Annotated in this window: 25 protein-coding genes and 1 pseudogene; 13 read left to right on the top strand and 13 right to left on the bottom strand. The window is 70.9% G+C overall.

The window, feature by feature from the left end; all coding sequences use genetic code 11:
* Positions 1-548 precede the first annotated feature (548 nt).
* Positions 549-1,097, bottom strand: coding sequence for a MarR family winged helix-turn-helix transcriptional regulator (locus tag ACWFR3_RS43050; protein ID WP_453740146.1), 549 nt, complete (start codon positions 1,095-1,097; stop codon positions 549-551).
* Positions 1,098-1,226: 129 nt separating this feature from the next.
* Here ACWFR3_RS43050 and ACWFR3_RS43045 point away from each other — a divergent pair.
* Positions 1,227-1,409, top strand: a pseudogene (locus ACWFR3_RS43045) (MFS transporter); the annotation flags it as partial.
* A gap of 36 nt (positions 1,410-1,445) precedes the next feature.
* Here the strand turns inward: ACWFR3_RS43045 and ACWFR3_RS43040 are convergent.
* The gene (locus ACWFR3_RS43040) at positions 1,446-2,117 is read right to left on the bottom strand and encodes a response regulator (protein WP_453740145.1); all 672 of its coding nucleotides are present in this window, start codon (positions 2,115-2,117) and stop codon (positions 1,446-1,448) included.
* A gap of 127 nt (positions 2,118-2,244) precedes the next feature.
* A complete protein-coding gene (locus tag ACWFR3_RS43035) occupies positions 2,245-3,555 on the bottom strand; it encodes a sensor histidine kinase (protein ID WP_453740144.1) in 1,311 nt (436 codons plus the stop codon).
* A gap of 158 nt (positions 3,556-3,713) precedes the next feature.
* Here ACWFR3_RS43035 and ACWFR3_RS43030 point away from each other — a divergent pair, with 158 nt between their 5' ends.
* Positions 3,714-3,920, top strand: a complete 207-nt coding sequence (locus ACWFR3_RS43030; protein WP_453740143.1) for a hypothetical protein — start codon at positions 3,714-3,716, stop codon at positions 3,918-3,920.
* A gap of 21 nt (positions 3,921-3,941) precedes the next feature.
* Here ACWFR3_RS43030 and ACWFR3_RS43025 read toward each other — a convergent pair whose 3' ends face one another.
* The 3 genes from ACWFR3_RS43025 to ACWFR3_RS43015 all read right to left on the bottom strand — a co-directional run bounded on the left by ACWFR3_RS43025 (position 3,942) and on the right by ACWFR3_RS43015 (position 5,796).
* Entirely contained in the window at positions 3,942-4,361 is a 420-nt protein-coding gene (locus ACWFR3_RS43025) for a ribonuclease domain-containing protein (RefSeq protein ID WP_453740142.1), read from the bottom strand.
* Between the two features lie 103 nt (positions 4,362-4,464).
* Entirely contained in the window at positions 4,465-4,857 is a 393-nt protein-coding gene (locus ACWFR3_RS43020) for a hypothetical protein (protein WP_453740141.1), read from the bottom strand.
* 33 nt (positions 4,858-4,890) lie between these two features.
* Positions 4,891-5,796, bottom strand: coding sequence for a DMT family transporter (locus ACWFR3_RS43015; RefSeq protein WP_453740140.1), 906 nt, complete (start codon positions 5,794-5,796; stop codon positions 4,891-4,893).
* Between the two features lie 225 nt (positions 5,797-6,021).
* Here ACWFR3_RS43015 and ACWFR3_RS43010 point away from each other — a divergent pair, with 225 nt between their 5' ends.
* A complete protein-coding gene (locus ACWFR3_RS43010) occupies positions 6,022-6,762 on the top strand; it encodes an SDR family NAD(P)-dependent oxidoreductase (protein WP_453740139.1) in 741 nt (246 codons plus the stop codon).
* 111 nt (positions 6,763-6,873) lie between these two features.
* Here ACWFR3_RS43010 and alc read toward each other — a convergent pair whose 3' ends face one another.
* Together alc and allB are read right to left on the bottom strand one after the other, a co-directional pair.
* Entirely contained in the window at positions 6,874-7,989 is a 1,116-nt protein-coding gene (gene alc / locus ACWFR3_RS43005) for an allantoicase (RefSeq protein WP_453740138.1), read from the bottom strand.
* Between the two features lie 5 nt (positions 7,990-7,994).
* Positions 7,995-9,329, bottom strand: a complete 1,335-nt coding sequence (gene allB, locus ACWFR3_RS43000; protein WP_453740137.1) for an allantoinase AllB — start codon at positions 9,327-9,329, stop codon at positions 7,995-7,997.
* Positions 9,330-9,734: 405 nt separating this feature from the next.
* Here allB and ACWFR3_RS42995 point away from each other — a divergent pair, with 405 nt between their 5' ends.
* Positions 9,735-10,550 carry an IclR family transcriptional regulator gene (locus ACWFR3_RS42995; protein ID WP_453740136.1) on the top strand — a complete coding sequence of 272 codons (816 nt, stop codon included), beginning with the start codon at positions 9,735-9,737 and terminating at the stop codon, positions 10,548-10,550.
* A 109-nt stretch (positions 10,551-10,659) separates the two neighbouring features.
* Here the strand turns inward: ACWFR3_RS42995 and ACWFR3_RS42990 are convergent, their stop codons facing one another.
* Together ACWFR3_RS42990 and ACWFR3_RS42985 are read right to left on the bottom strand one after the other, a co-directional pair.
* On the bottom strand, positions 10,660-11,301 hold the full coding sequence (locus ACWFR3_RS42990; protein WP_453740148.1) for a response regulator: 642 nt from the start codon (positions 11,299-11,301) through the stop codon (positions 10,660-10,662).
* 20 nt (positions 11,302-11,321) lie between these two features.
* Positions 11,322-12,542, bottom strand: coding sequence for a sensor histidine kinase (locus ACWFR3_RS42985; RefSeq protein WP_453740135.1), 1,221 nt, complete (start codon positions 12,540-12,542; stop codon positions 11,322-11,324).
* A gap of 510 nt (positions 12,543-13,052) precedes the next feature.
* Between ACWFR3_RS42985 and ACWFR3_RS42980 the strand changes: the two genes are divergently transcribed.
* Both ACWFR3_RS42980 and ACWFR3_RS42975 read left to right on the top strand, forming a co-directional pair.
* Positions 13,053-14,138, top strand: a complete 1,086-nt coding sequence (locus ACWFR3_RS42980; RefSeq protein WP_453740134.1) for an ABC transporter permease — start codon at positions 13,053-13,055, stop codon at positions 14,136-14,138.
* Positions 14,135-14,839 carry an ABC transporter ATP-binding protein gene (locus ACWFR3_RS42975; RefSeq protein WP_453740133.1) on the top strand — a complete coding sequence of 235 codons (705 nt, stop codon included), beginning with the start codon at positions 14,135-14,137 and terminating at the stop codon, positions 14,837-14,839. Before ACWFR3_RS42980 ends, ACWFR3_RS42975 begins: the two co-directional genes overlap by 4 nt.
* 180 nt (positions 14,840-15,019) lie before the next feature.
* On the opposite strand, the gene ACWFR3_RS42970 is transcribed toward ACWFR3_RS42975, so the two are convergent.
* On the bottom strand, positions 15,020-15,340 hold the full coding sequence (locus ACWFR3_RS42970; RefSeq protein ID WP_453740132.1) for a DUF5955 family protein: 321 nt from the start codon (positions 15,338-15,340) through the stop codon (positions 15,020-15,022).
* Between the two features lie 226 nt (positions 15,341-15,566).
* Between ACWFR3_RS42970 and ACWFR3_RS42965 the strand changes: the two genes are divergently transcribed.
* A complete protein-coding gene (locus tag ACWFR3_RS42965; protein ID WP_453740131.1) occupies positions 15,567-16,199 on the top strand; it encodes a nucleotidyltransferase family protein in 633 nt (210 codons plus the stop codon).
* Between the two features lie 248 nt (positions 16,200-16,447).
* Positions 16,448-18,067: a malate synthase A gene (gene aceB / locus ACWFR3_RS42960; RefSeq protein WP_453740130.1), complete on the top strand. Its 1,620-nt coding sequence runs from the start codon at positions 16,448-16,450 to the stop codon at positions 18,065-18,067.
* 105 nt (positions 18,068-18,172) lie between these two features.
* On the opposite strand, the gene ACWFR3_RS42955 is transcribed toward aceB, so the two are convergent.
* Both ACWFR3_RS42955 and ACWFR3_RS42950 read right to left on the bottom strand, forming a co-directional pair.
* A complete protein-coding gene (locus ACWFR3_RS42955; RefSeq protein WP_453740129.1) occupies positions 18,173-19,078 on the bottom strand; it encodes a HipA family kinase in 906 nt (301 codons plus the stop codon).
* 51 nt (positions 19,079-19,129) lie between these two features.
* Positions 19,130-19,774 (bottom strand): winged helix-turn-helix transcriptional regulator, encoded by a 645-nt coding sequence (locus tag ACWFR3_RS42950; RefSeq protein WP_453740128.1) that lies wholly within the window; start codon positions 19,772-19,774, stop codon positions 19,130-19,132.
* A gap of 84 nt (positions 19,775-19,858) precedes the next feature.
* Here ACWFR3_RS42950 and ACWFR3_RS42945 point away from each other — a divergent pair, with 84 nt between their 5' ends.
* The 5 genes from ACWFR3_RS42945 to ACWFR3_RS42925 all read left to right on the top strand — a co-directional run bounded on the left by ACWFR3_RS42945 (position 19,859) and on the right by ACWFR3_RS42925 (position 25,156).
* Complete coding sequence (locus ACWFR3_RS42945; protein WP_453740127.1) at positions 19,859-21,070, top strand: pyridoxal phosphate-dependent aminotransferase; 1,212 nt, start codon at positions 19,859-19,861, stop codon at positions 21,068-21,070.
* 21 nt (positions 21,071-21,091) lie between these two features.
* The gene (locus ACWFR3_RS42940) at positions 21,092-21,736 is read left to right on the top strand and encodes a peptidase (RefSeq protein ID WP_453740126.1); all 645 of its coding nucleotides are present in this window, start codon (positions 21,092-21,094) and stop codon (positions 21,734-21,736) included.
* Complete coding sequence (locus ACWFR3_RS42935) at positions 21,736-22,962, top strand: FAD-dependent monooxygenase (protein WP_453740147.1); 1,227 nt, start codon at positions 21,736-21,738, stop codon at positions 22,960-22,962. Before ACWFR3_RS42940 ends, ACWFR3_RS42935 begins: the two co-directional genes overlap by 1 nt.
* 107 nt (positions 22,963-23,069) lie before the next feature.
* On the top strand, positions 23,070-24,365 hold the full coding sequence (locus ACWFR3_RS42930; RefSeq protein ID WP_453740125.1) for a VWA domain-containing protein: 1,296 nt from the start codon (positions 23,070-23,072) through the stop codon (positions 24,363-24,365).
* The gene (locus ACWFR3_RS42925; RefSeq protein ID WP_453740124.1) at positions 24,365-25,156 is read left to right on the top strand and encodes a hypothetical protein; all 792 of its coding nucleotides are present in this window, start codon (positions 24,365-24,367) and stop codon (positions 25,154-25,156) included. Before ACWFR3_RS42930 ends, ACWFR3_RS42925 begins: the two co-directional genes overlap by 1 nt.
* Positions 25,157-25,160: the final 4 nt, after the last annotated feature.

Here is a 25,160-nt window from a genome sequence, read left to right as displayed (position 1 = left end):
CTGTTGAGTTCTCAAGGAACGGACGCTTCCTTTGTACTCACCCTCTCGGGCTTTCCTCCGGGCGCTTCCCTTCGGTGTTTCTTTTGTCTTGCTGTCTTGCGTTTCCGACTCTATCAGACTCTTTCGTGTCCGATTTTCCTCGGTGCCTTTCCGGTTCCCGCTCCGGCCTTTCGGCTTTCGCGTTTCCCTTTCCGACGGTTCCGACTCTACCAGATCCTTTCGGGCCTGATTCCCAGTCAGCGGGGCTTGTCTTCGCGGCTGTTGGGCCGTTCCGACGTCTCAAACTCTAGCGGGTTTCCCCGGCGACTCATAATCGAGCCTTGGAATTGAATTCGGGCATGCCGAAATCGATCCCGGTGGGGTGTCGTGCAGAGTTTGTTTTGCCGCGTTTCAGCGGCGGGAGTGGCTGTCGCAGAACCGTTACGGCTCCGTGGCAACCCGAAGAACCTTACGGATCCAGTGGGTGACTGTCAAACGCCCGAGGTCGGGCGCTCAGGCGGCGCTCAGACAGCGATCAGGCAGCGCCCCGGTATGCGGTCAGTCGGCGCTCAGTCCAAGTCGGTGAGGCGTCCGCCCGCGTCCGGCTGGGCGTCCTCCACCCGACGTAGAAGACGAGTCAGTACTTCCCCGAGGGCGCCGCGCTCCTCCTGTGAGAGGTCCTGGAGGAGGTCCTCCTCGAAGACCGTGGCCAGGCGCATCGCCTCCAGCCACTTCTCGCGGCCCTCCGCGGTGATCTCGACGATCACTCGTACGCGGTTGGTCTCGTCGCGGTCCCGCGTCACCAGACCCTCCGCCACCATGCGGTCGATGCGGTGGGTCATGGCCGCCGGTGTGAGGCCGAGGCGCTTGGCGAGTTCGCCGGGTCCCAGTTGGTAGGGAGCGCCGGAGAGGACAAGGGCCTTGAGGACCTCCCACTCGGCGTTGCTGATGCCGAGGGTCGCGGTCTGCCGCCCGTAGGCGACGCTCATCCGCCGGTTGAGGCGGCCGAGGGCCGAGACGATCTGCTCGACCTGGGGGTCGAGGTCCTGGAACTCCCGCTGGTAGGCGGCGATCTGCTCTTCGAGAGTCGGCTCAGTGGGGCCGGGAGTGTCACCCATGGCCGCAGTATGGCACGGCCTTACTTGGCATTGAAGTTCTTCGGTGTGTATTGTTTAGTCTCTAACTTTGGCTTCGAAGTCTTCACTCCGAAGGCCTCACTACCAAGGCAGGTGAAAGTGACCAGGGCGATGGGCGCAGCGATGCGCCGTATTCAGGTGGGCAGCGCGCTGAGCGCGTTCGGCGTCGGCTTCACGGTTCCGTTCCTCTACGTCTATGTGGCGCAGGTGCGAGATCTGGGGGCCGGTGCGGCGGGCATCGTGCTCGCCGCCTTTGCCATGGCCGCGCTGATAGTCCTGCCCGTCACCGGACGCGGGTGGCGCGATGCGGCAGCGAGCCGGTTACTCCACTTACTCCACCCCGTCCAGCAACCCCGCATCATGCGCCAACAGCGCGATCTGTACCCGGTTGTTGAGGTCCAGCTTCGTCAGGACCCGCGAGACGTGGGCCTTGACCGTGGCCACGCTCAGGTAGAGCTCCGATGCGATGTCCGCGTTCGACGCGCCCCGGCCCACCGCGACCGCCACCTCCCTCTCACGCTCCCCGAGGAGCGCGAGCCGCTCCAATGCCCTTTCGCGGCGGCCCTGTTGGGGGTCCACGCCCGTCACCCGGGTGATCAACTGCTGCGTCACCGTCGGGGAGAGCACCGGCTCGCCCGCCGCGACCGCCCGTACCGCCGCGACGATCTCGGCGGGCGGGGTGTCCTTGAGGACGAAACCGGCCGCCCCGGCACGCAGGGCCCGCAGCACCTGTTCGTCGGCGTGGAAGGTCGTGAGGACGATGACCTCGGGGGCGTCGGGGCGCTTGCGCAGGGCCTCCGTCGCCGCGAGGCCGTCCATCGTGGGCATGCGGATGTCCATCAGGACCACGTCGGGGCGCAGTTCGGCGACCAGCGGGGCCACGTGGGTGCCGTCCGCCGCCTCGCCGACGATCTCGATGTCGTCCGCGCCGCCCATCATGAAGGACAGACCGGCGCGGACCAGCGGATCGTCGTCGACGAGGAGCACGCGGATCGGGTTCATGGGACCACAGTAACGAGAGCCGGCGAACGGCCGATCACGGCTGTCGTCCGGGGCGCGGGCAGGATCGTCGTGGCAGGGAGCGCCCGGGTCACGGCCCTCCGCACAGCCTCAAGGCGCCTTCCCGCGCTCACAGTTCGTCGCCCCGGCCCGACGGCGCGTCCCACGGCAGCCACGCCTCGACGCGGAAGCCGCCGTCCCCCGCGGTCCCGTGCTCGATGCGGCCGCCCGCGAGCATGGCCCGCTCCGTGAGGCCGATGAGGCCCTGGCCGGAACCGGGGACGGCGGGCACGTCGCCGGGCGGCGGCGGATTGCGCACCGACAGGGTGAGCCCGTCGCCGGGCGCCCCGGACACCAGGACGGTCACCTCCGCGCCAGGGGCGTGCTTGCGGGCGTTGGTCAGGCCCTCCTGGGCGATGCGGTAGGCGGTGCGGCCCACGGCGGCGGGCACGGCGGCCGGGTCGGCGACGCGGTGGTCGAGCGCGACCTTCATGCCCGCGTCGCGGGACTCGGCGACCAGGGTCTCCAGGGCGGAGAGCGTCGGCTGCGGGCGGCCGGACGCCTCGCCGTCACCCGCGGTGCCACCGCCCCCGCGCAGGACGCCGATCACCTCGCGCAGATCCTGCAGCGCTTCGTGCGAGCTCTCCCGGATGACACCGGCCGCCCTGACGATCTCCTCGCGGGGCGCGTCCGGGCGGAACTCCAGGGCGCCCGCGTGCACGCTGAGCAGGGTGAGGCGGTGGGCGAGCACATCGTGCATCTCGCGGGCGATGGACTCACGGGCCAGGCGCTGGGCCTGTTCGGCACGGAGCGCCGCCTCGTTCTCGGCGCGGATCGCGCGGTCACGCAGGCTCAGTACGAGCTGGCGCCGCGAGCGCACGAACATGCCCCAGCCGATGACGGAGGCGCTGAGCAGCGTTCCGAAGAGAACGGCGACGAGGTAGGGCATCTCGGCATCGGGCCGCAGCCAGTAGACGAACGGCACCACGGCGATCGAGACGCCGCCGATCCAGCCGACGTACCGGAAGGGGCGGTGCACCGCCAGGGAGAACAGGGCGACGGCAGCCGCGCCGCCCGCGGTGTCGGAGACGACGGTGACCGGCACCATGGCGATGGCGAGGCCGACCGGCCAGCGCCTGCGGAGCCAGACGGCGGCGCAGGCGAGCGCGCCGATGACCTGGTCGGCTTCGGCGAAGCCGGGCGAGACGTGCGGATTGTCGATGACCGCGTCCGCGGCCACCATGCCGATGGCGACGGCCGAGGCGAAGCAGGCGAAGTCGACCAGCCAGTCGCGCAGGGTCCGCCGGGGCCTGCGCCTGCCCTCGCGCGGGGCGCGGTCCGGGTCGAACTCGGCGACGAGGGCCGAGGGCAGCCCCCATGACCGCCTGCCCGGAGGGACCGGGGGCACCATGGAGGCCGACGTGGGCTCTTTGCCGCTCATGGTCGACAAATCTACGCACCGAGACAGGCTTCGGGCGCCCTCCGGACATGATCGGCTACCAAAGTCGCGCAAGCGCAGACTTTCGGAGGGGCCCGGAGGAAGAAGCCTCGCCCCGTGGCCGATGTGCGTGGGGAGTCCACGGAGCGAGGCTCTTCGGTATGAAGCAGGTACTTGAGGTCTTCGGCGTCCTTCTCCTGATCCAGGGCGTGGCAGCCGTGGTGCACGAGCTGACCGGCTGGCTGCGCGGCTGGGGCATCGTGCAGCGGATCGGGTTCCTCGACGACTACGAGGTCTACGCGGGCGTCTCGCTGATCGTGTTCGCGCTCGCGCTGTTCGCCGCCGCGGAGAGCCGGAAGGTCCGTTAGTACCGGCGTGCGGTGACGGGCTCAGCAGGCGTGGTCGACCAGGTCGAAGGACTCGTAGTGGTCGGCGGTGTAGTAGTCCTCCTGGTTCTTCTCACCGGTCACGATGCGGCGTGCGCCGCGGTCCGGCGAGCCCGGCGTCACCACGGTGTACTCGTGGTAGTAGCCCGAGCTCTGGGAGGGCAGGATGCCTTCCCTGTTCGAGAAGACGGTGTTGTCCTGCGGATACGGGTAGGGGCCGCCCGCCTCGATCAGGTCCAGGGTGTCGTGCGCCTGGTCGGGCAGCTTGGAGTAGCAGATGTCTCCGACGGCGGTGATGGAGTAGGCCGCCGAGGTGGGGGTGTGGCTGTCGGGGACCGCGCTCGCGGAGGCGGCTACGGGGCCGCCGACGAGCAGGGCGGCGGCGAGGGCGGTGACGCTCACGATTCGTGGGGGGATTCGCATGGGACCAGTGTGACGCGCGTAGAGGTTGTCGTGTCAACGTCAAGTGCAGTGAATTTTCCGGGAGTTAACCAAGGCGCGCTCCGACGTCCCCGGTCGGCCGCCTTCAGTCCTTTTTGGCGGCGTCCTTCGCCGCGAGGCGGTGCTCGGCCATGTACTCACGTATCCGCAGACTGGTGGACCCGCTGGTGTAGAGCACCGCGCCGCCCACGGAGAGCGGGACCGAGAGCCCCAGCCAGCCCAGCATCTCGGGCCACCGGCGCTCCGCGCGGCAGTCGTCCCACGTGGCCTCCGCCCAGGTCGGGTCGTCACCCTCGTAGAAGAGCATCGACTGACACTTGCGGCTGCTCGACGAGTCGTCGTCCCCTTCGCTGAACGGCGCCATCAACTGATACGCGAGCACGACCCAGATGATGCCCGCCACCACGAGCAGTGCGCCGCCCGCGACGCGGCGCCGCTGCGCGGCCGTGGCGAATTCCTGCTCGAAGTACTGGTTCACGGGTGCCCCCTCGTTGATCGACGAGGCAACGTATCACCGCGCCCCGCGCCCCCAACTGGTCCCCACCAGAACCAGCACACCCCCCACCAGACCCACCACACCCAGCCGCTCCCCGCCCACCGCGATCCCCACCGCGGCGGCCCACAACGGCTCCGTGCCGAGCAGCAGGCTCACCCGCGAGGGAGACGTCCTGCGCACCGCCCACATCTGTACGAAGAAGGCGAAGAGCGTGCAGAACACGGAGAGGAAGAGCAGCCCGGCCCACTCGCGCGCACCGAAACCGGCGGCGACGGACCAGGGCGAAGCCCCCGTACCCGCGGCGGCGAGCACCGCGAACACCGCCACCGCCGAGCCCAGTTGGACGGTCGTGAGCGAGAGCGAGTCCGCGTCCTGGACCGCCTTGATCCGCGACATCGCAAGGACGTGCACCGTGCGCGCGAGGGCCGCGAGGAGGATCAGACCGTCGCCCACCGACGGCCGCGTGAAGCCGCCGCCCTGGGTCAGCAGGACCACGCCGAGCACGGAGAGTCCGGCCGCCGCGAGGAACGCACGCGGCGGCTTCTTCCGCGTGACCGCGGCCTCGGCGAGCGGCGTGAAGATCATGGTGAGGCTGATGATGAGGCCGGCGTTGGTCGCCGAGGTGTGGACGACGCCGTACGTCTCCAGGAGGAAGATCCCGCTCAGGATCAGCCCGAGGGCTCCCGCCCCGCGCCACTGCGGCGCGGTCAGGGCGCGCAGGCCGCGCCATCCGGCGATCACGAGCGCGGGCAGCACGACGGCGAACCGCAGCACCAGGACGGCGATGACCGTGTGCGTCGTGGTGATGCCCTTGGCCGCCAGATAGCTGGCGCCCCAGACGACGGCCACGAGCAGGACGGGCAGATCGGTGAGCCAGGCGCGGCGCACTGCGGGCGCGGCGGGAGCGGCGAGCGTCGACACGGGGCGCGGTCTCCAACGGATGCGGCGGTGTGGAGACTTCGGCGGCTCGCACGTGGGTCGATCACCGTATCCGGCCCGGATCGCGCCGGGAAGGCGGTGTCCATTTCCCGCCAGCCACACGGCGCACCGCCCGCTTTCATTGAACCCATAAGCACTTCTCAGGCATTACGCATCTAGCGCGCTTAGCGGGTGTGCTGCCACTTTCTACGCAAATGGAGTTCGGACATGTCTTCTCTCGCGAACAAGACCGCCCTGGTCACCGGCGGCAGCCGCGGCATCGGCGCGGCCATCGCACTGCGGCTCGCGCAGGAGGGTGCCGATGTGGCGATCACGTACGTCAACGGGGAGGCCGCCGCTCATGAGGTCGTCGCCAAGATCGAGGCGGCGGGGCGGCGCGGCTTCGCCATCCGGGCCGACGCTGCGGACCCCGGCGACGCGGCGGGCGCGGTGGAGCGCGCGGCGGACGATCTGGGCCGCCTGGACATCCTGGTGAACAACGCGGGCATCGGAGTCCTCGGCCCCATCGGGGACTTGGCGCTCTCGGACGTCGACCGGGTGCTCGCCGTCAACGTACGTTCGGTCTTCCTGGCCTCACAGGCGGCGGCCGGGAGGCTGGCCGACGGGGGCCGGATCATCTCCACCGGATCGGGGCTCGCGCGGTTCGCGGGCGGTCCGGGAGGCACGCTGTACGCGCTGAGCAAGGCGGCGCTCGTCGGCATGACGAAGCCGCTGGCCCGCGAGCTCGCCGGGCGCGGCATCACCGTGAACGTCGTGCACCCGGGCGCGATCGACACGGACATGAACCCGGCCGACGGCCCGTTCGCCGAGCCGCAGAAGGCCGCGACGGCGCTCGCCCGCTTCGGCACGGCCGACGAGGTGGCGTCCCTCGTCTCCTACCTGGCCGGGGACGACGCCGCGTTCATCACGGGCACGGAGCTGGTGGTCGACGGCGGGTACGGCGCCTGAGCCGCGCGGGCATGGTGAGGGGGGAATGCTGATGCGGGCATGGTGATGGGGCGCACCGGGGCTGTCCACCCGGTGCGCCCCACGTTCTTCGCGGGCCTCAGCGGCTCCGGATCAGCCGCCGAGCTCCTGGTGGCGCGCCGCAAGACGGCTCGCGCCCTTCTCGGTCAGCGAACCGAAGAGGTGCAGGCGGGAGATGCCGCCGTCCGGGAAGATGTCGATGCGCACGTGCGTGCCGACGACCGGGGCGTCCAGGACGAAGCGGTGGTTGGTGTCGGGCTGCAGGCGGGTGCGGGGCAGCGCCTCGACCCACTCGCCGTCCTCGCCGTCACGGACCGAAAGGGCGGCCCAACCGGCCGAGTTGCCCTTGAGGTAGGCCGTGTCGATCTCGATCGATCGGATCTCGGACTGGCCCACCAGCTGGTAGCGGATCCAGTCGTTGCCGTTGTCGCGGCGACGGCGGGTCTCCCAGCCGTCGTCCATCTTGCGGGAGCGGCCCGGCTGGATGGTGTTGGTGGCCGGCGAGTAGAAGCGGTCGGACGCGTCCTCGACCTGGCCGCCGTTCTCCAGGGCGACGACGTCGAACGTGCCGAGCGCGGCGAGCCACTTGGGGTCGGCGACGACCTCGCCGTAGACGCGCAGGCGCGCGACGCCGCCGTCCGGGTGCTGGTTGACGCGCAGGTGCGTGAAGCGCTGCTCCAGGTCGACGGCGAAGCCGTTGGCCGCGTGGCCGCCGACCGCCGTGCGCGGTACGAGGGTCGTCCACTTCACGTCGTCCGCGAGGAGCTCCTCGGGGGTCGGCGAACCGTCGATGCTCGTGCCCTCGACGGACACGGCCTGCGGGTAGTTGCCGCGGAAGTGGGCGGTGTCGATGACGATGCCGCGGATGACGCCGGGGGCGCCGAGACGCACCAGCGCCCAGTCGTGGTCGTCCTCGGTCGGCCACGGGTGCTCGCCGGAGACACCGCGGCGACGGCGGGTCTCCCAGCCGTCCATGACCTTGCCCTTGTGCCCGAAGTGCTCCGGGTCGAAGACGGCGGGGTGCGCGAGGAGGAGGTTCTCGCGCATCGCGAAGAACTCGTCGTTGGCGGCGATCACGCCGGCGCCGAGCTGCCGGTCCGCGAGGTTCGCGAACTGGGTGAAGGGGAAGTCGGCGGTGCGGTAGTCCGCGTACGGGTCGCCGCCGCCGTAGGGGCTCGCGTCGCCGGTGAAGGAGGGTATCGCCGTCACAGTGATCAGTTCTTCCTTTCCAGAAGTCGGCCTGCGGGTTCGCTGAACTCGCCGCCGTGCAGAATGCGTTCGCCGCGCAGCCAGGTGGACTTCACGACGCCGCTGAGGGTCTTGCCCGCGTACGCAGTGACTCGGTTCCGGTGCTGCAGCTCCGCGGGGTCCACGGTGAAGGTCTCGTCGGGCGCGAGGACCGCGAAGTCGGCGTCGCGGCCGGCCTCGATGGCGCCCTTCTGGTCGAGTCCGACCAGTTCGGAGGTGCGCGTCGACATCCAGCGCACCACGTCCTCGAGGCTGTGTCCGCGCCCCCGGGCCTCGGTCCAGATCGCGGGGAGGCTGAGCTGGAGCCCGGAGATGCCGCCCCACGCGGTCGCGAAGTCGTCGGTCTTGAGCTCCGCGGTGGACGGCGAATGGTCCGTCACGATGCAGTCGATGGTGCCGTCGGCGAGCGCGTCCCAGAGCAGGTCCTGGTTGGCGGCCTCGCGGATGGGCGGGCAGCACTTGAACTCGCTCGCGCCGTCCGGGACTTCCTCCGCGGTGAGCGTGAGGTAGTGCGGACAGGTCTCGACGGTCAGCTTGACGCCCTCGCGCTTGGCGGCGGCGATCAGGGGCAGCGCGTTCGACGACGACAGGTGCAGTACGTGGACCCGGGCGCCGAGCCGCTTGGCGAGCCCGATGAGGCCTTCGATCGCGGCGTCCTCGGAGACGCGCGGGCGGGTGTCCAGGTAGTCCGTGTACTTGGGGCCGCTCTTGTGCGGGGCCGCGTCCAGCTCGTGCGGGTCCTCGGCGTGCACGATGAGCAGGCCGCCGAACCCGGCGATCTCCGCCATGGAGGCGGCGAGGCGGCCCTGGTCCAGGTGCGGGAACTCGTCGACGCCGGACGGCGAGAGGAAGCACTTGAAGCCGTAGACACCGGCGTCGTGCAGGGGCTTGAGGTCGCCGACGTTGTCGGGCAGGGCGCCGCCCCAGAAGCCGATGTCGATGTGCGCCTTGGTGCGGGCGACTTCCTGCTTGGTGCGCAGATTGTCGACGGTGGTGGTCGGCGGCAGGGAGTTCAGCGGCATGTCGACGAGGGTGGTGATGCCACCGGCGGCCGCGGCGCGGGTGGCGGTCCAGAAGCCCTCCCACTCCGTGCGGCCGGGGTCGTTCACATGGACGTGCGTGTCGACGATCCCGGGCAGCAGGACGTCGTCACCGAAGTCTTCGAGGCGGGCCCCCGCCGGTACGTCGGCGTCGTGCGCCAGAACGGCCGCGATCTTCCCCCCGGAGACCGTGACCGAAGCGGCGCGGGTTCCCTGCGGGGTGATCACGCGAGTCGAGCGCAGCACCAGTTCTACGTCCACGTCCTCAACGCCCTCTCTTCGCTGTTGCTTGTCTGTTCGCCGGCCTGTTCGCAGTTGCCTGCCGGTTCGTTCTTTTCCGCTACACAGACCATTCGATTCCGCTAAACGGAATTCAACGTTCTGTTGAATGAGTCTTCACGGCCGACCGCGAGCCGTCAAGAGGCTCCCCGTCACACTCTGGACGTTTCCACAAAGTGGAATTAGAATTCCGCAGACCAGAACGTAGCTACGCACAACCGGGCCGTCAAACGATCATTGGGTGTGGCGGTGGAGAAGCGGACAAAGGCGCCCCGACCGGTCCCCGGACGGCCCTGACCGGTAGGAATGCCGGGGCCGCCCAAAGACTCCGCCGGGAACCGCCCGGTAGGCTGCTGCCTTGCCCGTCAGCCCCGAAAGGACTGCGCCGTGCCGACGTCAAGCGCCAGCGACGCCTCCACCGAAGTCGCCGCCTCCAAGCCGACCGCCGCCAGCGGTGGTGTCCAGTCCCTTGAGCGCGCCTTCGACCTCCTCGAACGGATGGCGGACGCCGGAGGCGAGGTCGGCCTGAGCGAGCTCTCCGCCAGCAGCGGCCTCCCGCTGCCCACGATCCACCGCCTGATGCGCACCCTGGTCGCTTGCGGCTACGTACGCCAGCAACCCAACCGCCGCTACTCCCTTGGCCCGCGCCTGATCCGGCTCGGCGAATCGGCCTCGCGCCTCCTCGGCACCTGGGCGCGCCCCTACCTCGCGCGCCTGGTCGAGGAGACCGGCGAGACCGCGAACATGGCGCTGCTCGACGGGGACGAGATCGTGTACGTCGCACAGGTGCCGTCCAAGCACTCCATGCGGATGTTCACCGAGGTGGGCCGCCGGGTCCTCCCCCACTCCACGGGCGTCGGCAAGGCACTCCTGGCCCACACCCCTCCGGAGGAGGTACGGGCGCTGCTCTCCCGCACCGGGATGCCCGCGGCCACGGAGAAGACGATCACCACGCCGGAGGGTTTCCTCGACGCGCTGGAGGAGGTCCGCAGCGCGGGCTTCGCGGTCGACGACAACGAACAGGAGATCGGGGTGCGCTGCCTGGCGGTTTCGGTCCCCAACTCCCCCACGGCGGCGGCGATTTCGATCTCCGGCCCGGCGGGCCGGGTGACGGAGGCAGCGGTGGAGAAGATCGTGCCGGTGCTGCAGGAGGTGGCGGTGGAGCTGTCCGCCGCGCTGGCCAGCTCGGGCCCCGCGGCGTAGCCCTCCGGGGTGCGCGCACCCCGGTCACCGGCTTCGCCGAGTTCGTCCTCACACGCCGGACAGGCTGGATCTCCAGCCCGTCCGGCGTCTGTCGTTCAGGGGAGCCCCGCTACCCCGCGCCGCCCCTGATCAGCCCCCGCCCCGTCGCCACCGCAACGGCCGCCGTACGCGAATCAACCCCCAACTTCGCGTAGATGTGCACCAGATGGGACTTCACGGTGGCCTGGCTCAGGAAGAGCCGCTTGCTGACCTCCTGATTGGACAGTCCCTCCCGCACCAGCCGCAGCACCTCGAGCTCCCGCCCGGTCAGCGCCTCCCCCGGCGCCCGCATCCGGTCCATCAGGCGATGCGCGATCGCGGGGGCGAGCGCGGACTGCCCCGCGGCGGCGGTCCGCACGGCCGCGGCCAGCTCCTCCGGAGGCGCGTCCTTCAAGAGATAGCCCGCCGCGCCCGCCTCGACCGCGGCGAGGATGTCGGCGTCCGTGTCGTACGTCGTCAGGACGAGCACCCGCGGCGCTCCCGCCACCGCGGTGATCTCCGCCGTGGCCTGCGCCCCGTGCATCCCCGCACCGAACTGCAGGTCCATCAGCACGACGTCGAACGCGCCGGTCGCGGCGAGCGACACCGCGGCCTCGGCCGTGGCCGCCTCCCCCGCCACGGCGAAGTCGGGCTCGGTGTCGAGCACCGCGCGCAGTCCGGCGCGTACGACGGGGTGATCGTCGGCGAGTAGCAGCCGGATGGGCTCGGACACTGGCCCGGTCGGTCCGGCGCTCACGGCGTGGCTCCCCTCGGCAGCGGCAGCGTGACCGCGACGGCTGTCCCCTGGCCCGGCGCCGACTCGACGCTCAGCGTCCCGCCGAGCGAGCGGGCCCGCGCCCGCATGGCGGGCAACCCGAATCCGCCGTCGATCCCTGGCTCCTGCGGCACGGACTTCGGGTCGAAGCCCCGCCCGTCGTCGACGACGTCCAGGGACACCGACGTGTCCATGAAACTGAGGGTGATCTCCACCCGCTCCGCACCCGCATGCCGGACGGTGTTCGCAAGGGCGGACTGAGCGGTGCGCAACAGGGCGACCTCGTACGGCGTCGGCAGCTCCGCGGGCATGCCGCTCACCGTGAACTGGACGTGGACGTCCGAGCCGGGTGAGGCGGACGCGGAGAGCCGTTCGAGGGCTCCGGCCAGCGAGCCGCGCTCCAGGTCGGGCGGGCTAAGGGCACGCACGAAGCGCCGCGCTTCGGCGAGGTTGTCCTGTGCGGCGGAGCGGGCCTGCTCGATGTGCGGTGCGGCGGGAGATCCGGCGGGCAGCGCGCGTTGCGCGGCGCGCAGCAGGAGCTGGATGGAGGAGAGGCCCTGCGCGAGCGTGTCGTGGATCTCGCGGGCCAGGCGCTCGCGCTCGGCGAGGGTCCCGGCGGTCCGCTCGGCGGCGGCGAGCTCGGCCCGGGTGGCCACCAGCTCGTCGATCAGCTCACGGCGCTGTTCGCTCTCCCGGTACAGCGCCTCGTACCCGAGGACGGTGGCGACCGCCACGGCCGCGCCGAGCAGCGGCCCGATGAAGCTGCCGGGCGAGATCGGCGAACCGTGCAGCAGGAAGCCGGCGATGGCGGCAGCGGCGGTCGTCGCGACGGCGGGCAGCGCCCAGCGCAACGGCAGCAGATGCAGCTGCAGGAAGTACAGCGGGAAGGCCGTCCACAGCCCGGCCGGCGACAGTACGAGCAGCACCGCCCAGCACACGCCGAGCGCCACGAGCCACACGGCGGCGGCGCGCTGCGACCGGGCGACGGCCGGACTCAGCACACCCGCCACGTAGACGCCGCCCAACGCGACCACGACCGCCACGACCCCACCGGCACGCGGCCCGCCACCGGCCAGGGCCCGCACCACGACGAGCGCGAGCAGCCCCGCGAGCAGCGCGTGCAGGCAGAGCCGCAGGACGAGGGCGACGGGGGTGGTCCTGGAGGGGGCCGGAGAAGCCGGGGTATCGGTGACGGGCATGGGGGCCTCGGTCGGGGGCGGGGACTGGGGCTGGGGCTGGGGCTGGGGCTGGGGCGAATGCTCATAGCGCCCCGCGCACCGGAGCTCGCCCGTATCCGGGGACGGAAGCTCCGCCCGGGGCGCGGAACGGGACGCGCCGGAAGGTATCCGGCCTTCGTTCGTTGCCGAAGGCGGAACCGGCGCAACCGTCGAGGCCCCGACGCTCCCCGCGGGCCGGGGCCCGCCCCGCAGCTCCTTCCGGGGCTGGTCCTCGGACCGCGCGGTCGGCCGGTCCCCGGCCTGCGGTGCGGTCCTGCGGGGAGCCTGCGGCTCCGCGCGGCCGGGGATCGGAGGCTCGGGCCGGGGCGGAGGCGAAGGGTCGGTGCTGGTGGTCATCGGATCCTCCAGCGTAGGCGCAACCGGCCTCGCTTCCCTCAACCAAAAGGTTGATCGCGGGCTACCCCCTTCGATTCGGGTGAAGCGTGCTGTGGCGCGATGCCCCGGGGGCGGGCGCGGGCGGAGGGTGGGGGCATGTTCGTCGCATGGAGAGACCTTCGGTTCGCCAAGGGGCGGTTCGCCCTGATGGGAGCCGTCGTCGTGCTCATCACTCTGCTCGTGGGGCTGCTTTCCGGGCTCACGGCCGGGCTCGCCAGGGAGAACACCTCCGCGATCACCGGCCTGCCCGCCGACCGCCTCGCCTTCGCCGCCCCGCCGTCCGGCCAGTCCGCCTCCTTCACCAATTCGCAGGTGGACCAGCGCGCCTGGGAGACCTGGGCGGCACAGCCCGGCGTACGGTCCGCCGAACCCATCGGCATCAGCACCCTGAACGCCACCGCCGACGACCGCTCCGCCGCCGTGTCCGCCTTCGGCGTCGAGCCGGACTCCGGGATCGCCCCGCAGGGCCTCGCTCCGGGCGAGGCCGTCCTCTCCGAGAAGGCAGCGGCGGACCTCGGCGTCGGCTCCGGGGACACGGTGCGGCTCGGCGGCAGCGGGGTCGAGGAGCGCGTGGCGCGGGTCGCGTCGGAAGCCTCGTACAGCCATACGCCCGTCGTGTGGACCGCGCTCGACGACTGGCAGCGGCTCGGCCACCGGGGCACGTCGACGGACGATCAGGCCACGGTCATCGCGCTGCGGACCGGCGGCGACGTCGACCTCGCCGCCGGTGACGAGGCGGCGGGCACGGAGTCGAAATCCCTCGACGACGCGCTCACGGCGATCGGCTCCTACCAGGCGGAGAACGGCTCGCTGCAGCTCATGCGCGGCTTCCTCTTCGTGATCTCCGCGCTCGTCATAGGGGCGTTCTTCACGGTGTGGACGATTCAGCGCGCCGGTGACATCGCGGTCCTGAAGGCGCTGGGCGCGTCCACTCCGTACCTGCTCAGGGACGCTCTCGGACAGGCAGTGCTGATGCTCGCGGCCGGAACCGCCCTGGGGACGGGGATCGCTGCGGCGGTCGGCTCCGCGATCAGCGGCGGCGACGTCCCCTTCGTCCTCGAACCGCAGACCGTGCTGTGGCCCGCCGCCGTGATGATCGCCCTCGGGGCGCTGGGCGCGGGCCTGTCCGTCCGGCGGATCACCGCCGTAGATCCACTGACCGCACTGGGGAGTGCCCGATGAGCCTGACCCTCGAAGACATCACACTGACGTACGCGGACGGGGAGGGGCGGCTCACGGCGCTCGACGGGGTCGACCTCGCCGTACCCGCCGGAACGCTGACGGCGATCGTCGGCCCTTCCGGCTCCGGGAAGTCCAGCCTGCTCGCGGTGGCGGCGACGCTGGTGACCCCGGATCGCGGCCGCGTGGCGGTCGACGGCACGGACACGGGGGCGCTGTCGGCCGCAGAGCGGGCGGAGCTGCGGCGGCGCAGGATGGGGATCGTCTTCCAGCAGCCGAATCTCCTCGCGTCCCTGACCGCGCTGGAGCAGGTGGAACTGATGGCCCGCATCGACGGTCGCCGCGGAGGCTCCGGGGAGATCCGGAAACGGGCACGGGACCTGTTGGCCACCGTGGGCCTGGCCGACCTCACCCACCGACGCCCGCACCAACTCTCGGGCGGCCAACGCCAACGAATCGGCATCGCAAGAGCACTGATGAACGCCCCCGCGGTCCTACTGGTGGACGAACCGACCAGCGCGCTGGATCACGAACGGGGCGCGGCGGTACTCGATCTCCTCGCCAGGCTGACGCGGGAGTGGAGCACGGCAACAATCCTGGTCACCCACGACCGCGCCCGCCTGAGTGTCGCGGACCGGGTGGTGGAACTGGTGGACGGAAGGGTGGAAGCCCCGGTGGCGGAATCAAGCCCGTCCGGCGCTTGAGATCATCCAGCCCGTCCGGCGTTTGAGGACGAGCTCGGCGCAGCCGGCGGCTAACGGCACGCACGGCGATTCCAGCCCGTCCGGCGTCTGAGGACGAACTCGGCGAAGCCGGTGATCAACGACGCGCAAGGCAGATTCAGCCCGTCCGGCGCTTGAGGACGAGCTCGGCGCAGCCGGTGATCAACGCCGCTCAAGGCCAGGCGGCCCGAACAGCTCCACGGCCCCCCGCACAGCCGCAAGCCCCGCGGCCAACGCGCTGACAGAACCGATCGCCCCCGCGACAAGCAGCAGCGACCGCCGCAACCTCCGCACCTCGGGCGCCCCGCTCAGCGCCATCGCGGCCAGCGCCGCAAGCTCGTCCTCGGCGATGCCCCGGTCGGGGAACTCGACCGGGTGCGCGGCGAGCTCACGGCGCAGCCGCGACACCGCGGTGCCCAGCTCCGCGACTCGCGGATCCTCATCACTGCCGGCCACTTGCCTCTGCCCCACACTCCGCAACACAGCTCTCCCCCTCGCACGACGACGTGCGCACGTTCTCGTTCAGGTTTTGCAGGTCTTGCCGCCCCCGCACGGCGTTGGTCAGACGCCAGAGGGACGCGGGTCAGTAAACGCCACAGGAAGCGGGACGCGCCACTTTGTGGCCGGAAGACACCGCCCCGATCGCGCGATCGCGCGAGGCCCCGCCGCCTTTCGCGACCGGGCGGGCCGGGTGCGGTATGCAGGAGGCATGACGAATCCGATGATCGCCGGACTCCTCCTCGCCGCGGGCGGCGGGCGACGCCTCGGCGGCCGGCCCAAGGCGCTCCTCGACCATCAGGGGCGGCCCCTCGTGGAGCACGCGGTCCGCGTACTGCGCGAGGGCGGCTGCACGCGCGTGTACGTGGTGCTGGGCGCGGACGCCGATGTCGTACGCGAGAAGGCCTCGCTCCCCGGCTGCGTACTGATCGACAATCCGGACTGGGCCGAGGGGATGGGTTCGTCCCTGCGGGCAGGCCTCGCCGCCCTGCGCGACACCGAAACCGGCGCCGGAGGAGTCGGCACCGAAACCAGCGCCCGGCCCACCGCCGCGCTCGTCTCGCTGGTCGATCAACCGGGCATCGGCCCCGCCGCGATCGCCCGCGTGCACGCCGCCTACCGCTCCCCCGCCACCCTCGCGGCCGCCGCGTACGACGGAGAGCGCGGCCACCCGGTGCTCTTCGGCGCGGACCACTGGACGGGCATCGCGGCGAGCGCGGTCGGCGACCGCGGGGCACGTGCTTATCTCAAAGAACACAAGGGAGAAATCACACTCGTCGAGTGCGGGGACGTGGCCCTGGCGTACGACATCGACACACCCGCCGACCTGATCCACCTTGAGTGAAACCTCGAGTGAACCTTGAGTGACCGGCATGGCACTCAGCGACACGTTCTGTCGATGAAGAGAATCTCGACATCAACAGACGATTGAACTTCCACTATGAGGAAACTAGTATCCACTGTTCAGAAGCACCCGTTCCCTCAAGTGGGGCCCACGGCCGTATCTCGGCTCCGGTGGCACTGAGTGTCACTGCGAATGCCCGGCGGTCGCCACGCACCACCTGTGAAGCTCGCTGAAGGAAGTGACAGCTCATGTCCGCACCAGCGCAGTCCCCGCTGGCCATCGTCGACGCGGAGCCTCTGCCGCGGCAGGAGGAGGTCCTCACCGACGCGGCCCTCGCCTTTGTGGCCGAGCTGCACCGGCTCTTCACGCCCCGCCGTGACGAGCTCCTCAGCCGCCGCGCCGACCGCCGCGCCGAGATCGCAAGCACCTCCACGCTCGACTTCCTTCCCGAGACCGCGGCGATCCGCGCGGACGACTCCTGGAAGGTGGCACCGGCCCCGGCGGCCCTGAACGACCGCCGTGTCGAGATCACCGGTCCCACCGACCGCAAGATGACCATCAACGCCCTGAACTCGGGCGCCAAGGTCTGGCTCGCGGACTTCGAGGACGCCTCGGCGCCCACCTGGGAGAACGTGGTCCTCGGCCAGCTCAACCTCACCGACGCCTACGAGCGCCGCATCGACTTCACGGACGACCGCAGCGGCAAGTCGTACTCCCTCAAGGACGCCGACGAGCTCGCCACCGTCGTCATGCGCCCGCGCGGCTGGCACCTGGACGAGCGCCACCTGCAGTTCGAGGGCACCCCGATCCCCGGCGCGCTCGTCGACTTCGGCCTGTACTTCTTCCACAACGCCAAGCGCCTCATCGAGCTCGGCAAGGGCCCGTACTTCTACCTCCCGAAGACGGAGTCGTACCTGGAGGCCCGCCTCTGGAACGACATCTTCGTCTTCGCGCAGGACTACGTCGGCGTCCCGCAGGGCACCGTCCGCGCCACGGTCCTCATCGAGACGATCACGGCCGCGTACGAGATGGAGGAGATCCTCTACGAGCTCCGCGACCACGCCTCCGGCCTGAACGCCGGCCGCTGGGACTACCTCTTCTCCATCGTCAAGAACTTCCGTGACGGCGGCTCGAAGTTCGTCCTGCCGGACCGCAACCTCGTGACGATGACGGCCCCCTTCATGCGGGCGTACACCGAACTCCTCGTCCGCACCTGCCACAAGCGCGGCGCGCACGCGATCGGCGGCATGGCCGCGTTCATCCCGTCCCGCAGGGACGCGGAGGTCAACAAGGTCGCCTTCGAGAAGGTCAAGAACGACAAGGACCGCGAGGCGGGCGACGGCTTCGACGGCTCCTGGGTCGCGCACCCGGACCTGGTCCCGATCGCCATGGAGTCCTTCAACGCGGTCCTGGGCGACAAGCCCAACCAGAAGGAGCGCCTGCGCGAGGACGTCAAGGTGGCCCCCGGCGACCTGATCGCCATCGACTCCCTCGACGCGAAGCCCACGTACGACGGTCTGGTCAACGCCGTCCAGGTCGGCATCCGTTACATCGAGGCCTGGCTGCGCGGCATGGGTGCCGTCGCCATCTTCAACCTCATGGAGGACGCGGCCACCGCCGAGATCTCGCGCTCGCAGATCTGGCAGTGGATCAACGCGGGCGTCGTCTTCGAGAACGGCAAGACCGCCACCGCGGACCTGGCCCGTGAGGTCGCCGCCGGTGAACTGGCCGCCATCCGCGCCGAGATCGGCGAGGAGGCCTTCGCGGCCGGCAAGTGGCAGCAGGCCCACGACCTCCTCCTCCAGGTCTCCCTGGACGCGGACTACGCGGACTTCCTGACCCTCCCGGCATACGAGCAGCTTCGCTGATCAGCACCCGGAACTGACAAGGCCCCCGGCACCGCACAGCGCCGGGGGCCTTGCCCCTTTAGGGGCGCGGGGAACTGCGCGCCCAGCCACACACACGGCCCGCAGCTAACCGAGATGCGAGGACCAATCCTGCTCAGCCGCAGGCTTCCCGTGCAGATCGGGCACCCGCTTGAGCCAGGCGGGCCGCCCCCGCTCGGTAGCGGCAGCGCGCCGGGCATCGGCGGCGTCCAGCTCGCCCCGGCTGGGGAAATCCACCGGAAGCCACGCCGCGGAGGCCCCCGCGCGGGCCAGCAGAAAGTCGACGTACGCATCCCGCACCGCGTCGGGAGACGCGAAGCCGGGTTCATCGGCGAGCCACGCGTCGGGCACGAGGGCGGCAACCTCACGGAGCATGCCCTCGGTGACGAGGGGAGCCAACTCCGCGTCGGCGGCCCGGGTGTCCGGCCCGTACACGCCAAGGGCGTGATGCCGGAAGTCGTACGCCTTGTCGGGCGCCGTCGCACCCCATCGGTGATGGAAGACGAGTGCCGCCCCGTGATCGATGAGCCACAGGTTCGGCGGCTGGAGGCCGAACGTGGGCCAGACCATCAGGTTCGAGCTGTGCACCGTGCGGTCGACGTTCGCCGTGAGGGCGTCGAGCCACACCACCTTGCCCGCCTCCAGCGGGTCCACGTCCAGCGCCTCGGGCGTGAAGTCCTCGGCGCCCGGCAGGAGGTCCATGCCCAGATTGAGCCCGACGCTGGCGTCGAGAAGGTCCCGCACCTCCTGGTGCGGCTCGTCCGACGCGACCGCCGGGTCGAAGTGGACCAGGACGAGTTCGGGGAAGCGCAGACCGAGACGGCGGGCCAGCTCACCGACGATGATCTCCGCGACCAGCGCCTTGCGGCCCTGCGCGGAGCCGGTGAACTTCACGACGTACGTCCCCAGGTCGTCGGCCTCGACGACGCCGGGCACCGAGCCCCCGGTCCGCAACGGGTTCACATACCGGACAGCAGTCACTTCACGCAGCACACCGGCAACTGTATGCGGGCGCCCGCCCGACCACGATCCGGTTTCGCCGGGTCAGCCCGCGCGCAGCGCCTTCGCGAGGACGCCCTCGCCGGACACCTCGATCCGGCCCGCCTTCACCCCTTCGGCGAGCGTCAGCACACCCTGGCCCACCGCGACACAGGCCGCCGCGTCGAGAACGAGGAGTGCGTCGGGGGCCTCGGGGGCGGGCCCGTCGCCGTACGAATCGGCATCGCCCCCCACCCGTACATGGAACTCCCCCTCCTCCAGACGCACCTGGACCACCCCTTCCACCCCGAGCCCCGCCAAGCCCCGCAGCAGCGGCAGCGCGAACCAGTGGGCGCGCACCGCGTCCGTCGGGCCGCGCTCCTGGAGTGCGGGCGCGCCCCAGGCGGCGAGCGCCTGCAGGACGGGCAGCAACCCGCGCCCGTGCTCGGTCAGTTCATAGACGTACGCCGCCGACGGCGGAGGAAGGCGGCGGCGCGTCGTCAGGCCCTCGCGCTCCATGTCCTTGAGCCTGGACGCCAGGACGTCCGTGCTGACGCCCGGCAGATCGGCGTGCAGATCGGTGTAGCGGCGCGGGCCGACCAGGAGCTCACGGACGATCAGCAGGGTCCAGCGGTCGCCCACGGCGTCGAGGGCACGGGCGGCCGCACAGTACTGGTCATAGCTTCGGCGAGTCCTGGGAGCAGGTGGCATGCGACTCAGTCTATGCAAGTTGTTGGACTTTCCAAGCTCCAGCTTGGTAAAACCAAGTAACTCACGTCACGGGAGGCACAGCGCATGGAGTTCCGGCAGTCCAACAAGCTCAGCGAGGTCTGTTACGAGATCCGGGGACCGGTCATCGAGCACGCCAACGCCCTGGAGGAGGCGGGCCACAGCGTCCTGCGCCTGAACACCGGCAATCCCGCGCTCTTCGGCTTCGAGGCGCCCGAGGAGATCGTCCAGGACATGATCCGGATGCTCCCGAACGCCCACGGCTACACGGACTCGCGCGGCATCCTCTCGGCGCGCCGCGCCGTCGCGCAGCGCTACCAGGCGCTCGGCCTCCACGACGTTTCCGTGGACGACGTCTTCCTCGGCAACGGCGTCTCCGAACTGGTCACGATGGCCGTCCAGGCGCTCCTGGAGGACGGCGACGAAGTCCTCATCCCCGCCCCGGACTTCCCCCTGTGGACCGCCGTGACGACCCTCTCCGGAGGCAAGGCCGTCCACTACACGTGCGACGAGTCCGCGGACTGGTACCCGGACCTGGACGACATGGCGTCGAAGATCACCGACCGGACGAAGGCCGTCGTGATCATCAACCCGAACAACCCGACGGGCGCGGTGTATCCCAAGGAGATCCTGGAAGGCATCCTCGACCTCGCGCGCCGCCACGGCCTGATGGTCTTCGCCGACGAGATCTACGACCAGATCCTGTACGACGACGCCGTGCACCACAGTGTCGCGGCCCACGCCCCCGACCTCGTCGTCCTGACCTTCTGCGGCCTCTCCAAGACCTACCGCGTCGCCGGTTTCCGCTCGGGCTGGCTGGTCGTCACGGGCCCACAGCAGCACGCGAAGAGCTATCTGGAGGGTCTTACCATGCTCGCCTCCATGCGCCTGTGCCCGAACGCCCCCGCCCAGTACGCCATCCAGGCCGCGCTCGGCGGCCGGCAGTCCATCCGTGAGCTCACCGCTCCGGGCGGCAGGCTGTACGAGCAGCGCGACATGGCGTGGCGGAAGCTGAACGAGATCCCCGGCGTCTCGTGCGTGAAGCCCAAGGGCGCGCTCTACGCCTTCGCGCGCCTCGACCCCAAGGTTCACCCCATCCACGACGACGAGAAGTTCGTCCTCGACCTGCTGCTCCAGGAGAAGATCCAGGTCGTCCAGGGCACCGGCTTCAACTGGCCTCGCCCCGACCACTTCCGCATCCTGACCCTCCCTTACGCTGACGACCTCGATGCGGCAATCAGCCGCATCGGCCGCTTTCTCAGCGGATACCGCCAGTAATCACCGTACGACGGGGGTTGTGTGTCTCTCTGTCCCACCTGCCAGGTCCCCTCTCTCACCCAGTTCGCCTCGCCCGACCTCGTCGAGCGCATCGTCTACGGCGGGTTCGACCGCGCGGCCGACCCGGCCTGGGCCGAATCGGGCGCCGCCACCCTGGAGGACTACGCGCGCTGGTGCGGCCACCTGTGCGGGCTCACGTGCCTTCGGATGGCGCTCGGCCCGTCCGCGCCCTCGCTCTTCGAGTTGCGGGACGGCGCGCTGAAGTACGGCGCGTACACCGAGGATGCCGACGGGGAGATCCACGGACTGATCTACGCCCCGTTCGCGGAGTACGCGCGTGAGGTGCACGGCGTCGATGCCACGGTGCACCGGCACCTCACGGTGGAGGAGATGGGCGGCCTGCTCGACGAGGGCCGCTCGGTCATGGTCTCGGTGCACTTCGAGATACGCCGCCCGCACCGGCCATCGCCCGGCCGGGGCGGTCACCTGGTGCTTGTCACCGGGCGTTCGGCGGACGGGGGCCTGCATCTGCACAACCCGTCCGGGATCGACGCGGGGACGCGGACGGCGGACCTGGCGCTTTCGGACTTCGAGCCGTTCTTCGCCGGTCGCGGGGTGTCCCTGCCCGGACAGAGCGTCACTCTTCCTGCCGGGGTGGCCCGATGATGCGGGGAGGGAAGGTCGCCGTCGTGGGCGGCAGCATCTCCGGATGCGCCGCCGCACTGGCCGCGCACCGCGGGGGCGCCGACGAGATCACCGTGTACGAGCGGACCACGGGTCAGCTCGCGTCCCGCGGCGTCGGGCTCGCGGTGCACACCTCGCGCTACAACGAGCTGGAATCCGCCGGATATCTCGACGCGGACATGCCGTGGGTGCAGTTGGAGCGGCGCCGCTGGTATGTGCGGGACGGTTCGGCGACGGGTCCCCTCGGCCGCCAGATCGGGGCGATGCCGTTCTCCTTCCGTACGTACAACTGGGGTCCGTTGTGGCGTGAACTGCGCGACCGGGCGCCCGGGTCCGTGGTCTTCCGGTCGGGCGTTGCCGTGCAGGAGGTGCGTCACGGCCGCGACGGCGCCGAGGTGGACACCGCCGACGGCACCGAGCGCGTCGACCTCGTGATCGGCGCCGACGGCTACCGTTCGGTGGTCCGTGAGGCGGCGTTCCCCGCGGTGCGTCCCGCGTACGCCGGATACCTCGCCTGGCGGGGCGCCTTCCCCGCCGACCGGCTTTCCGACCCGGAGCTGTGGGCCGAGGAGGACTGCGTGTACGTCGTCTTCCCCGGCGGTCATGCCCTGATCTACCGCATCCCCGACGGGATGGGCGGCCACCGCGTCAACTGGCTGCTGTACACGACGCCCCCGCCGGACCTGGACCTCGGACTCGGCCACGACCTGCGGCTCACCGGGCCCGCCGGCCTGGCGCCCGGCAAGCTCACGGAGGCCCTCTCCTCCCACCTGGCGTACGTGTGCGACGACTTGCTGCCGCCCTACTGGCGCGACCTCGTCCGCGCGACCACGCCCGAAGAGCTCTTCCTCCAGCCGATGTACGACTTCACGGCGCCCCGCTACAGCACGGGCCGCCTGCTCCTGATGGGCGATGCCGCCACCGTCGCCCGGCCGCACACCGGGGCGGGAGCGGTCAAGGCGCTGCAGGACGCGACGGTCCTGGAGTCCTCCTTGGTCACGGCCACGACCTGGCCGGACGCGCTCGACACGTACGGCACCGACCGCACCGCCGTCGGCGGCGCGATGGTCGATCTGGGGCGCAGCCTCGGCCGCGCACTCGTCCAGGAGACGCCGAACTGGCGGTCCATGGACCAGACGGCCCTGGAGACGTGGTGGAAGGAGGCCGAAGGGGGCGGGGCGTTCGGTGGCCGTGAGTTGAGGCGGTGAGCTGAGGCCGTGGGTCGAGGCGGTGAGGCGAGGGTGAGCCGGGAGGGTGGAGGCTGATACCCACCTGCCGGTTTGGGTATGCACGCCAAGATCAATAAGATCCGGCGATGATCACAAGACATCGGCAGGCGGCCGGGGCCTTCGCCCTGCTCGCCGCCTTGACCGCCGGGCTCGGCACGGCGGGCCCCGCCGCCGCCGACGCCGACGAACCAGCTCGGCCCTCACCCAAGGTCGAGCTGGTCCTCGACGTCAGCGGTTCGATGCGGGCCCGCGACATCGACGGCAAGTCCCGGATGGCGGCGGCGAAGCAGGCGTTCAACGAGGTACTCGACGCCACGCCCGACGAAGTACAGCTGGGCATACGGACGCTGGGCGCCAACTATCACGGCGACGACCGCAAGACGGGCTGCAAGGACACCGAGCTCCTCTACCCGGTCGCGGAGCTCGACCAGGCGGGGCGCACCGACGCGAAGACCGCGGTGGCCACGCTCGCGCCCACCGGCTGGACGCCGATCGGCCCCACCCTCCTGAAGGCCGCCGACGACCTCAAGGACGAGGACAAGGAGCGCAGCCGCCGCATCGTCCTCATCTCCGACGGCGAGGACACCTGCCAGCCGCTCGACCCCTGCGAGGTGGCCCGCAAGATCGCCGCCGAGGGCATCCACCTCACGGTCGACACTCTCGGCCTGGTGCCGGACGCCAAGACCCGCGAGCAGCTGAGCTGCATCGCGGAGGCCACCGGTGGTACGTACACCTCGGTGCGGCACACCGATGAACTCTCGGGCCGCGTCAAGCAGTTGGTGGACCGCGCCGCCGATCCCGTCGCCACCCCGGTGGCGACCGAGGGCGCCGCTCAGTGCTCCGCCGCCCCGCAGCTCAAGTCGGGCGTCTATACCGACCGGGAGAAGTTCGGCGAGCACCGCTGGTACCGCGTCGACGTCAAGCCGGGCCAGGAGCTGCGCGCCGCCGTCAGCGTCGGCGCCGACCGCGCGGTGAACCGGGACTACGGCGTGCTGCTGCGGGCCTCGACCGAGCACGGACGCGAGATCGTGCGGGGCTCCGAGGCGGGCGACGGACGCACGGACGTGATCTCGACCGGCCTGCGTTATCCGAAGCCGGAGGAGGACGACGGGGAGGACGGCGTCGAGCCTGCCGCCGAGACCGTGTGTCTCCAGGTCAGCAACTCCTTCTCGGCGCCTTCCTCCGTCAAGACGACTCCGGGTCTGCCCGTCGAGCTGGCCGTCGACCTGGTGGACGCGCCCGACGAGGCGTCGGACGTGGCGTCCTTCGGCCTGGGCAACGGCTGGTGGCTGCTGGGCACGCTCATCCTCGTCGGCTTCGTCGCCGGTCTGGTCTGGGGCTGGGTCACCCGCTGGCGCTTCGCGGTCTGGAGGACCAACTGATGCGTACGACACGTGTGTTGCTCCGGGCAGGCCTGCTGGCCGGTGCCGCCCTGCTCGCCCTCACCGGGACGGCCTCAGCGGCGTTCGCCGACGGCGACGACGGTGACGACAAGTCCGCCGCGCCGACCGAGGCCGGTACGTCCTTCCGTACCGCGACCGCGATCGAGCTGGACCAGGAGGCCACGGCGGACGCGTCCACCGGCGACTACCTGTACTGGTCGTTCCCCGCGGACGCCGGACAGCGCGCCACCGTGCACGCCACGGTGAAGCTGCCCGAGGCCGCCGCCCGGCACGGCGAATCCACCTGGCAGGTCGATGTGTACGACGGGCTGCGGCGCCACCAGGCCTGCCGGTTCGGCGCACAGACCCGGACCGCGGCGCGGGACGCCGCCACGGTCGAGCTGTCCTGCACCCTGCGCACGGTGCGCGGCTGGTCCGAGCCGTGGGCCAACGACCCGCTGCCCGGCACGTACTACGCGCGCCTGACGGTCACCGGCCTCAAGGCGGACGACCTGGGCCTGCCGATGCGGGCCGCCACGAAGGTCACGTCGAGTGACGCGGGCGGCGCGGCGGCGGTGGACGGCTCCCTCGCGGAACCGTTGGTGCCGGGAGCCGGCACGAAGTCGCAGGCGGCGGCCAGTGAGCCGGAGGACGGCTGGGCGTCCGGCTGGTGGTCTTCCCGCTGGCTGTGGACCGCGGGCGGCGGCGTGCTCGGCGCCCTCGCGGGCATCGGGGGCTACTGCCTGACGCGCGGCTCGGGCCGCCCGGCGCGCGTACCCGCGGGCATCTGAACCC

It is taken from the genome of Streptomyces sp. NPDC055189 (assembly GCF_053606765.1).
Note: the sequence above shows the minus strand (reverse complement) of the source record. Positions and strands in the feature narration are given on the sequence as shown.